At 73.7% G+C, this 6,531-nt stretch carries 7 protein-coding genes; 3 read left to right on the top strand and 4 right to left on the bottom strand.

Going from position 1 to position 6,531, the window contains the following annotated elements:
- The first annotated feature begins 109 nt into the window (after nt 1–109).
- Nucleotides 110–2,095 carry a Stk1 family PASTA domain-containing Ser/Thr kinase gene (gene pknB / locus ACI79G_RS23070; protein WP_456883369.1) on the top strand — a complete coding sequence of 662 codons (1,986 nt, stop codon included), beginning with the start codon at nt 110–112 and terminating at the stop codon, nt 2,093–2,095.
- 118 nt (nt 2,096–2,213) lie between these two features.
- On the opposite strand, the gene ACI79G_RS23075 is transcribed toward pknB, so the two are convergent.
- Nucleotides 2,214–2,870: an aminodeoxychorismate/anthranilate synthase component II gene (locus ACI79G_RS23075; protein ID WP_456883370.1), complete on the bottom strand. Its 657-nt coding sequence runs from the start codon at nt 2,868–2,870 to the stop codon at nt 2,214–2,216.
- A gap of 90 nt (nt 2,871–2,960) precedes the next feature.
- Nucleotides 2,961–3,698: a DUF881 domain-containing protein gene (locus ACI79G_RS23080; protein ID WP_456883371.1), complete on the bottom strand. Its 738-nt coding sequence runs from the start codon at nt 3,696–3,698 to the stop codon at nt 2,961–2,963.
- A gap of 98 nt (nt 3,699–3,796) precedes the next feature.
- Here ACI79G_RS23080 and crgA point away from each other — a divergent pair, with 98 nt between their 5' ends.
- A complete protein-coding gene (crgA, locus tag ACI79G_RS23085) occupies nt 3,797–4,069 on the top strand; it encodes a cell division protein CrgA (protein WP_456883372.1) in 273 nt (90 codons plus the stop codon).
- Between the two features lie 511 nt (nt 4,070–4,580).
- Here crgA and ACI79G_RS23090 read toward each other — a convergent pair.
- Complete coding sequence (locus tag ACI79G_RS23090) at nt 4,581–5,741, bottom strand: thiolase family protein (protein ID WP_456883373.1); 1,161 nt, start codon at nt 5,739–5,741, stop codon at nt 4,581–4,583.
- 254 nt (nt 5,742–5,995) lie between these two features.
- Here ACI79G_RS23090 and ACI79G_RS23095 point away from each other — a divergent pair, with 254 nt between their 5' ends.
- The gene (locus tag ACI79G_RS23095) at nt 5,996–6,403 is read left to right on the top strand and encodes a PH domain-containing protein (RefSeq protein ID WP_456883374.1); all 408 of its coding nucleotides are present in this window, start codon (nt 5,996–5,998) and stop codon (nt 6,401–6,403) included.
- 13 nt (nt 6,404–6,416) lie between these two features.
- On the opposite strand, the gene ACI79G_RS23100 is transcribed toward ACI79G_RS23095, so the two are convergent.
- On the bottom strand, nt 6,417–6,531 hold a 115-nt coding region (locus ACI79G_RS23100), incomplete at its 5' end, for an integrase core domain-containing protein (protein ID WP_456881978.1).

A 6,531-nucleotide genomic window follows, 5' to 3' on the forward strand; every position in this document is an offset into this window, starting at 1 on the left:
TCCGGGTCCTGGCGGTCGCAGCGGTTACGCTGCCCGCCGGCCCACCCGTCCGCTGCGCCCCGCCGGGTCCCGCCCGGACGCAGGACCGCACCGCCCGAGAGGACCTCCGATGACCACGCCCCAGGTGCTCGGTGAGCGCTACGAGATCGGCGGGGTGCTCGGTCGCGGCGGCATGGCCGAGGTGCACCGCGGCCGCGACCTGCGCCTCGGCCGCGAGGTGGCGGTCAAGGTCCTGCGCAGCGACCTCGCGCGCGACCCCTCCTTCCAGGTCCGCTTCCGCCGCGAGGCGCAGGCGGCGGCCTCGCTGAACCACCCGGCGATCGTCTCGGTCTACGACACCGGCGAGGACCGGACGTCGAGCGGCGCGACCCCGTACATCGTCATGGAGTACGTCGAGGGCGAGACCCTGCGCGACGTGCTGCGCCGGGAGGGCGTGCTCTCCCCGGAGCGGGCGATGACCTTCGCGGCCGACATCTGCGCCGCGCTGGACTTCAGCCACCGCAACGGCATCGTGCACCGCGACGTGAAGCCCGGCAACGTGATGGTCACCCCCCAGGGCACGGTCAAGGTCATGGACTTCGGCATCGCCCGTGCGGTGTCGGACTCGGCCGCGACCATGACCTCCACGGCCGCGGTGATAGGGACCGCCCAGTACCTCTCCCCCGAGCAGGCCCGCGGCGAGAGCGTCGACGCCCGCTCGGACGTCTACTCGGTCGGCTGCCTGCTCTACGAGCTGGTCACCGGAGCGCCGCCGTTCACCGGCGACTCGCCGGTCTCGGTGGCCTACCAGCACGTGCGCGAGGACCCGAAGCTGCCGTCGTCGGTCAACCCGGCGATCCCGGCCGACCTCGACGCCATCCTGCTCAAGGCGCTGAGCAAGAACCCGGCGAACCGCTACCAGTCGGCCGCGGACATGCGCAACGACCTGCTGCGGGCCCTGGCCGGCCAGCGGGTCGAGGCCACGCCGGTGATGGGCGACGCCGAGAAGACCGCCATCATCGGCGCCCCGCCCGGCGGGTACGGCGACGGCAACTGGGACGACGAGGACGACGACGCCGGCAAGCGCCGGCGCAACCGGATCATCGCCGCGGTCATCGCCGGCGTGCTGATCCTCGGCGGCGTGATCGCCGTGGCGCTGCTGGTCAACGCCGGGGACGACCAGCCGGCGGCCGAGCCCACGGCCACGCAGGTGCCGGTGCCCAACGTGGTCGGGCAGCAGCAGGCCGCGGCCGAGCAGCAGCTCACCGACGCCGGGCTGACCGTCGGCGAGGTGACCCAGCAGGTCACCCAGGACGAGTCCCAGGAGGGCACCGTCCTGGGCACCGATCCGTCCAGCGGCACCCAGGTCGACCCGGGCAGCGCGGTCCGCCTGACCGTCGGCGTCGGGCCGGGCACCGTCGAGGTCCCGGCAGTGATCGGCCTGGACGTCGACCGCGCCGAGAACACCCTGCAGAACGCGGGCTTCGACAGCGTGGAGACCGAGGAGATCGACTCGCTGGCGCCCGCCGACCAGGTCGTCGACGTCAGCCCCGGCGAGAGGCAGTCGGTCGACCCGAGCACCACGGTGACCCTGCAGGTGTCCGACGGCGACGCCGAGGTGCCCGACGTCACCGGCCAGCAGCAGGCGGCGGCCACCCAGACGCTGCGGGGCGCCGGCTTCACCAACGTCACCACCGAGCAGGTCGAGTCCCAGCAGCCCGAGGGCACGGTCATCGAGACCGACCCCTCCGCCGGCGAGCAGGCCTCCGCGGGCGACCCGATCACCCTGCAGGTCTCCAGCGGCCCGTCGGAGCCGGCCGAGGACCCGCTGATCACCGTGCCGGATGTGACGACCCAGAACTCCGCCACGGCAGCCCGCGACGCACTGCGCGCCGCCGGCTTCACCGACGTCAGCGTGATCGACGAGCAGGGGGCCGTGGTCGCCAACCTGTCGCAGGTGACCGCGATCCTGGGCACCCGACCGCCGGCCGGTAGCCAGGCGGCCGCGAACGACCCGATCGCGGTGGTCGTCCGGGTGCCGCCCACGACACCCGGCGGTGGCGGCAACAACAGCGGCGGTGCCGGCAACAACAGCGGCGTGGGACCCACGGGCTAGCCGCAGAACGACAGCAGGGCCCCTCCCCCGCACGGGGAGGGGCCCTGCTGCTGTGGGGACAGTCCTCGTCCAGAGGCCCGTCCCGAGTCCGCGAACGGCGGGGGCGGGAGTCCCTCCCCTAGGCCGTCGTGGCGACCGTGGTGAGCCGGTGGGCCGCGGCGCTGGCCGCCTCGACGGTGGCCGGGTCCGGCGCCAGGCCGCAGGCCTCCAGCCAGGTGGCGAGCATCCGGTGGCCGCCCTCGGTGAGCACCGACTCGGGGTGGAACTGCACGCCCTCGATGGGCAGCTCCCGGTGCCGCAGTGCCATGACGATGCCCGAGGGCGTCGTCCCGGTGATCTCGAGCTCGGCGGGCACGGTGTCGCGGTCGACGGCCAGCGAGTGGTAGCGGGTGGCGGTGAAGGGGGAGGGCAGCCCGGCCAGCACGCCGGCGCCCTCGTGCACCACCTGGCTGGTCTTGCCGTGCAGCAGCTCGGGTGCGCGGACGACCTCCGCACCGAACGCCTCACCGATCGCCTGGTGGCCCAGGCACACGCCCAGGACCGGCGTCCCGGCCTCGGCGGCGGCCCGCACCATCGGCACGGTCACCCCGGCGTCGGCCGGCGTCCCCGGGCCCGGGGAGAGCAGCACCCCGGCGACGTCGAGGTCGGGCAGCTCGTCGACGGTGACGGCGTCGTTGCGCCGGACGACGCACTCGACGCCCAACTGGCCCAGGTACTGCACCAGGTTGTAGACGAAGCTGTCGAAGTTGTCGACGACGAGGACGGGACGGCTCACGGTCCCTGTGTACCAAAAGGACCCCGTCCTCCTCACCGCTCGCGAGCTCGCGGCGAGCCTCTGGACCGGGCCGGGGCCGTGCACGGGGCCTCAGCCGGCAGCGGCTGTGGCGTACTCCATCGCCGGCTGGCCGTCGTAGGCCGGCAGCGTGAGCTCGCCGCGCTCCTGGACGGCGAAGCCCAGGCCGTAGTCCTCGACCGCCTGCTGGAACACCTGCACCTGCGGGGAGGCGGCCAGCTGGGCGCGGATCGCGTCGGCGTCGCCGACGGCGGTGACCACGAACGGCGGCGACCAGGTGCGGCCGTGCAGCAGCAGGACGTTGCCGACGCAGCGGACCGCGCTGGTCGCGATCAGCCGCTGGTCCATGATGGCCACCGCGTCCGCACCGGAGGCCCACACGGCGTTCACGACGGCCTGCACGTCGGACTGGTGGATGACGACGTCGTCGGGCTGGGCGCCGATGGGCAGCGAGCCGTCGGGCCGCCGCGGGGCGTCGTCCAGGGTGATCTGCACACCGGGACCGGTGAGGGCCACCAGACCGGCCGAGAGAGCCCCGGCCTGCCCGGCGTCGCGGGCGGCCGCCACGTCGCCGTCGCGGGACGCGGCCTGGTCGGTGAGGGCCTGCACCTGGGCCTGCAGCGCCTCCAGCTGTTCCTCCTGCTGGGCGACGACGTCCTCCCGGGCGGGGATGAGGGCGGAGAGCTCGGTGGCCTCCCCGCCGCGCAGGTCCGTGCCCTGGGCGGTCTGGCTGGACGTCGCGAACAGCAGCCCGGCCGCCAGCGCCACCACGGGCACCAGGGCGGCCCACGCGGTACCCCCACGGGTCATCCGTGGGCGCAGGGTGCGGGCTGTGGCCACATCCGCAGCTTAGGCTGGGGAACCGTCACGGCCGGTCGCGACGGACCGGCCCCGGAGGGAGTCCATCGGTGCCCAAGTCCAAGGTGCGCAAGAAGTCGGTCTACACGCCGCCGCAGGGCACCCTGCAGTCCGGGACGACGAGCGCGCGGGCACTCCAGCCCAGCCCGCGCTGGTACGCCCCGGTCATGGTCACCCTCATGCTGCTGGGGCTGCTGTGGATCGTCGTGTTCTACGTCGCCGGCGACCGGATCCCGTTCATGTCGGCGCTCAACGCCTGGAACTTCCTGATCGGCTTCGGCCTCATGGTGGCCGGCCTGGTCATGTCGATGCGCTGGCGCTGAGGAGGACCCTCCTGCCCGCCCTCCCCACGCACGGGGCGGTGCGCAGGAGAGGGTTGCCACCCCTCGACGAGGCCCTCGTCCCACCCGGGACGGGGGCCTCTCGTCTGTCACTGACCGGATACACACAGTGTTGTCCACACGCGGCGTTGTGCACAGCGGCTCGACGCTGTCCACAGGTCGACAAAGCGCTGAACCCCCAGGGTTGTCCACGACGTGTGGAGAACGCCTGTTCGACCGCACGGCGCTGACCTGCAGGTTCATCACGGGTGGGACGGAAGTGACGAGAAGGGCACCCCGGTAACTACAGGCCTGTGAGTCCATCCCCAGCTGTGCACACAACTGTGGACGAGTCGACATGGCGGCAGCCCTGCGTTCGCCGTCCCACCCGCCCTGTGGTAGCGCGACACGCGGCCTGACCACGGCAGATCCCGATCTCCCACGACGCCGTCCCCCGGACGACGACGGCCCCCGGTCCACGGGGGACCGGGGGCCGTCGACAGGGGCCTGTGGATCAGGAGGTGAGCAGCTCCAGGACGGTCGCGTTCGCCATCCCGCCGCCCTCGCACATCGTCTGCAGGCCGTAGCGGGCGCCGGTGGCCTGCATGGTGTGGACGAGCGTCGTCATGATCCGGGCGCCGGACCCGCCCAGCGGGTGACCCAGCGCGATCGCGCCGCCCCGGGGGTTGAGCCGGTCGGCGTCGGCCCCGGTCTCGACCTGCCAGGCCAGCGGCACCGGCGCGAACGCCTCGTTGACCTCGAACACCTCGATGTCGTCGACCGACAGGCCCGAGCGCTGCAGCACCTTGTGGGTGGCCGGGATGGGGGCGGTCAGCATGATGACCGGGTCATCGCCGGCCATGACCGTCGTGTGGACGCGCACCAGCGGGCGCAGGCCGAGCTCACGGGCCTTCTCCGAGGTGGTGACCAGCAGCGCGGCCGACCCGTCGGAGATCTGGCTGGCGTTGCCGGCGCTGATGACGCCGTCCTCCTTGAACGGGGTCTTGAGCGTGGCGAGCTTCTCCAGGGTGCCGCCGGGCCGGATCCCCTCGTCGGCGCTGACCACGGTGCCGTCCGGTGTGGTCACCGGGACGATCTCCTCCTCGAAGGCGCCGTCGGCCTGGGCCTTGGCCGCCTTCTCGTGCGAGGCGAGGGAGTACTCGTCGAGCTGGGTGCGGGAGAAGCCCCAGCGCTCGGCGATCATCTCCGCGCCGATGCCCTGGTTGGGGAAGACCCCGCCGTAGCGCTCGAGGAAGCGCGGCCCCAACGGCTTGCCCGCCAGGCCGTCCGCACGGGCGGCTCCCATCGGCACCCGGCTCATCGACTCGACGCCACCGGCGACCACGACGTCGGCCTGCCCGCTGATGACCGTGGCGGCGGCGAAGGCCACCGCCTGCTGCGAGGAGCCGCACTGCCGGTCGATCGTCGCCCCGGGCACCGACTCCGGCCAGCCCGCGGCCAGGACGGCGTTGCGGGCGATGTTGAAGGTCTGCTCGCCGACCTGGCTCACGCAGCCCCAGAACACGTCCTCGACCACGGCCGGGTCGAGGCCGGTGCGCTCGACCAGCGCGTCCAGCACGGTGGCCGACAGGTCCACGGCGTGCACTCCGGACAGCCCACCGCCCCGCTTGCCCACCGGGGTGCGCACCGCGGCGCAGATGACGGCATCTCGCATGACCACTCCTCGTCGACGTGGGCGGCGTTCCGCCCACCGTGGCGCGATCGTAGGACGTCCACGCATCGGAGCGGCTGGCCCCGTCCAGAGGCTCGCAGGCTCCCCGCAGGCAGGAGGACCCCGTCCTCCTCACCGCTCGCACGCTCGCGGCGAGCCTCTGGACGGGCCCTGGCGCGAGCCCGCGAGTGGGGGGCAGGGAGTCCTCCCCCGAGGCGTGAGGGGGACGGGGTCCTCCTCCTGGGAGGCTGGACGGCGTGGAGTGGTCGCCGCGCACCGGGGAGACGGCGGTCCTGGCGGCGGCAGGCGTCGTCCTGGGCCTGGCCACGGTGGTCCTGGACCCGCTCGGCCGGGTGCTGGTCGGCGCGGCCGCCGTCCTGCTGCTCGCCCTGTCCGCACGCGACCGCCTGCTGCGCCCGCGGCTGGCCGCCGGTCCGGAGGGCGTCGCCGTCCGCCGGCTGGGCGGCACGACCCTGCTGCCGTGGGCCCGGCTGCAGGTGCGGGTGCGCGACACCCGCCGGTGGGGGCTGCGCTCCCGGCTGCTGGAGCTGGACACCGCCGCCGGACCGGACGGGGACGGCGAGCTGGTGCTGCTCGGCCGCCGGGACCTCGGCGCCGACCCCGGCGACGTCGCCCGAGCGCTGCGCGCCCTGGACCCGGCCTAGATGTACCGGGCCATCAGGTTGGTGCCAGTCGGCTGATCGGCGGGCGTCCACCAAGTGCGCTGTGGCGGCGCTGAGTGTTGTAGTGCTCGATCCACGGAGCAAGAGCGGCGGTGCGCTCGACGTTGCTG

It is taken from the genome of Geodermatophilus sp. SYSU D00779, from assembly GCF_054050595.1.